2 protein-coding genes and 1 pseudogene are annotated in these 3654 nt (G+C 47.7%); all 3 read left to right on the top strand.

Going from position 1 to position 3654, the window contains the following annotated elements:
• Nucleotides 1-282 precede the first annotated feature (282 nt).
• The 3 genes and pseudogenes from PHF32_08685 to PHF32_08675 all read left to right on the top strand — a co-directional run bounded on the left by PHF32_08685 (nucleotide 283) and on the right by PHF32_08675 (nucleotide 3426).
• On the top strand, nucleotides 283-1740 hold the full coding sequence (locus PHF32_08685; GenBank protein MDD4560790.1) for an NADP-dependent malic enzyme: 1458 nt from the start codon (nucleotides 283-285) through the stop codon (nucleotides 1738-1740).
• Entirely contained in the window at nucleotides 1716-2621 is a 906-nt protein-coding gene (locus PHF32_08680; protein MDD4560789.1) for a lysylphosphatidylglycerol synthase domain-containing protein, read from the top strand. Before PHF32_08685 ends, PHF32_08680 begins: the two co-directional genes overlap by 25 nt.
• Nucleotides 2622-3336: 715 nt before the next feature.
• Nucleotides 3337-3426: pseudogene (locus PHF32_08675) on the top strand (OmpA family protein).
• Nucleotides 3427-3654: the final 228 nt, after the last annotated feature.

Genomic DNA, 3654 nt, shown 5'->3' with positions numbered 1-3654 from the left:
TTTATCTTATCCGCACTTTCCACTCCCAGAGAATCATCGCGTATCGAAGCAGATATCATTGGGTTATAGTCGGGTGACCACTCGATGATAACAGCTTAATATCTGCTTCACCATACCTTGAACATCTCGGGAAGCAGATGCGGTTATGTTATTGCAGAGTGATATTGCGGAGTACTTTCCCACACACTGCCCGGCATCTGTGGCAGCATCCATTGATAGGGCAAAGCTTGACAGATATGCGCCATCCAAATAGCTTTCACCAAAACAATACGAGGAGCTCGAATGAAAGAGCTGAAGCTTGACCTTTCGAACCTGGCAGAGCTGTTTCGGAATAATCTTCCCGAAGACAAAGTAGCGGCAGCCCAAACTGTGTTTCTAAAAAAAGCGTCTGAAGCTATGCATGATTTTTACACGGGAAAGATGCAAAGCCTGCCCAAGGCCGGTATCTATGGTTTCAATTGGTTCAATATATGGTACACACCCGGTGTATCCAAGGTTTCCACCACAATCAGAGAAGATCCCGAAGCCTCCTACCGGTTGTCGAACCGCGGCAATCTGGTGGCTGTGGTTAGTGACAGCACCAGAGTATTGGGCGATGGGGATTGCGGTCCCACAGGCGGTTTGGGCGTGATGGAAGGTAAAGCGATGCTGATGAAGTATCTCGGTGCGTGTGATGCGATTGCCTTATGCGTGAACAATCGTGATGAAAACGGAAAACCGGATGCCCAAAAGCTGATCGATTTTGTGAAAATGCTACAGCCCAGTGTGGGTGCGGTGAACCTGGAGGATATCTCTCAACCGAATTGCTATCGGGTATTGGATGAACTGCGCGAAAGCTGCGATATTCCGGTATGGCACGACGACGCTCAGGGCACGGCCTGCGTTACCCTTGCCGGGGTGATCAATGCGCTCAAACTGACCAGTAGAAAGATTGCGGAAAGCTCCTTTGTCCTCTTCGGCGCAGGCGCTGCCAATAGCACTATTGCCAGCTTTTTATTATGCGAAGGGGCAAATCCCGCCAAAATGGTGATCTTCGATAGCAAAGGCGCGCTTCACGCTGCGCGGCATGATATTCAGAATAATCCTGGAAAGTACAAACAATGGGCGCTGGCGCAAAAGACCAATCCTCGTAAACTGAACAGCATGGAAGAAGCCATGCTGGGTGCCGATGTGCTGATCGCCCTCTCTACTCCCGGACCCGGTACTATCAAGCCGGAGTGGATCCGCCTGATGGCAGCCGATTCCATCGTATTCAGTTGTGCCAATCCCGTTCCGGAGATCTATCCTCATGAAGCTCATAAAGCTGGAGCCCGCATCGTTGCCACAGGTAGGGGGGATTTTCCCAATCAGGTAAATAACTCCGTGGGTTTTCCGGGCATCCTGAAGGGCGTATTGACCGTAAGAGCGAGGAAAATAAGCGATGGCATGGCGATTGCCGCGGCGCATTCTCTGGCATCCTTCGCGGAAAACAGGGGTATAGACTTCGGCAATATTGTGCCCACCATGAATGAGACTGAGGTTTTTGCGCATGTAGCGGCGGATGTGGCAGCACAAGCGGTAAAAGAGGGACTGGCACGGCTTCCGATGAGCCGCGAGGAAGTGTATGAAAGCACTCTAAGGCAAATCAATTCCACCAGAGAATTGTGCTTCAAAATGATGGAAGAAGGGCATATACCCTCTCCTCCGCAAAAGCTATTACAGGATGTATTTGACGCGTGTTTAGCCGATTTCAAAGCCTGAGAAAAAAGTTTGAACAGCCGCTCTTGAAAAAGCTTTCCTATGTTCTGCGACTGCTGTTCTCGCTGGGCTTGCTCTATGTGATATTTCGGCACATCGATCTGCCGGCAGCTTTAATACAGGTAGCTCAGTTACCCTGGCATATTGCCATCATCATCATGGCTTTATCCTGCATACGACACTATATCCAGATCAACAACTGGCGCTGTGCTTTGCACTTGAATCCAGCCTATGAGTATAAACGCAAAGAGGTCTATAGCTCTTATCTGTTGGCGCTACCACTACGTTTTGTAATTCCGGGGGGGCACGCCTCTTTTGCCAAAGTATTCTATCTGAAAAATAGCAGTTTACTGGCTTCGGTGATCTCCACCACCACCGAACGCTTGTTTATGACTTGGGCTACCTGGACTTTTGCGGCAGTGGCGGCCTTCTATGCCGTGCCGGGACTCTCGCTGTATCTGCGGATCGGGATGATCCTCTTTGCGGCCTTTATGCCGCTTTGGGCAGCGCTGATTATGCAAAGTAGGCAATCCTGGCGCAAGTACCTGCCCGACTACGGTCTGCAAGCGCCAAGGATGATGCTGCTGCAAATAGCAAATACCCTTGTAATGTATGTGCAATACTACCTTATCCTGAATGTACTGGCCAGCATTTCTGCCGTGGATACTTGGCTGTCCATGGCACTTACCAATGTGTCCAATTCCATCCCGATCACGATCTCCGGACTGGGTTTACGCGAAGGTTTTGCCATTCACTTCCTGGATGAGTATGGATTTACCTCCGAACAAGCAGTGGCAGCTACGTTGAGCTTGTTCTTCTTTCAGGATCTGATCCCCGCAGCAGTGGGTTCGGTGGTCCTACTGCGTGCCCGGCGTCCTGTATAAATGGATTATGCATTGGAGTTCATTTGGCCTTACGTATCTTATTGTATACCTATAAGTTAGTTGGTCAAAATAGACTTCTATTAATACAGTATATCTGTTAATAGCATCAAAATAATCCCTGTAAAATAAACACCGTAACGAGCTGACGGTAAAGATGCTGCGTACATAAAATCTGATGCTGAATAAAGATTATGGTTGAAATTTTGTGATTTTGCATATCATATTTGTTGAAATGCCCATTTTGAAGCCCTGTCTATTTATATGATATAGAAGTACTAGCTTTGCTTTCAAGATGAAGATTTCAATACAAAAAGGAGAACACAGAAATGAGGACAAAATCGATTTTCGTCCTATTATTCATTGTACTAGGCGCATATCTGTATGGAGCCATGGAAACCGGTCCCGGCTGGAGTTATGGATAAGAATTGGGAATTGCCCGGGGTGATAATGCCGGTATAGGCGGATCCATGGATCTGAAGAAGGGAGATTCGGACATAGTGCCCATTATTCCGCTTGGCATCGGACTCCAAACCCAATTGAAACCGGGTGTGAACCTGGAAGTATCGTTGGGTTACAATTTGGCAAATTCGGACTATCTGGACGGAGTAAAAAGGATCACTGATGACAACATGAACACCTTTACCGGCGAAGCTCAGGACGGCTTCTACAATCTGAGCGTAGGCCTGGCATACCACAGCCCTGACAGCAAAGTAAAGAAGGCAAAGGCGAAACTCTGCCCAGAGCAGATAACGAAACCGAGGAAGGACGCGCAAAAAACCGCCGCATCGAATTTGAAGTGGAATAATCCACAATTGTAGATAAATTAGAGGAGTCAGATTTGGCTCTTCTTTTTTAGTGCAGTTCTCCAGTTCTCCGGATTAGCTTCTTCGGCTCAGTTGTACTGCCTATCTCATTGCGTAGCGGATACTATCGATCATCAATGATACTAACTCTTCCCACAGGATTCGAGGTTTATTTAGATTAACGATTGTTGATGAATATCAGCACGATATTGGATGCGGTAAAGGAAATT

It is taken from the genome of Candidatus Cloacimonadota bacterium (assembly GCA_028706475.1).
Taxonomy (GTDB): Bacteria; Cloacimonadota; Cloacimonadia; order Cloacimonadales; family Cloacimonadaceae; genus UBA5456.
This window is presented reverse-complemented; position numbering and strand designations above follow the sequence as displayed.

What these genes read in the sequence shown, in the direction of transcription:
- PHF32_08685 (MDD4560790.1), top strand. Translation starts at nt 283, where the DNA reads ATGAAAGAGCTGAAGCTTGACCTTTCGAACCTGGCAGAGCTGTTTCGG.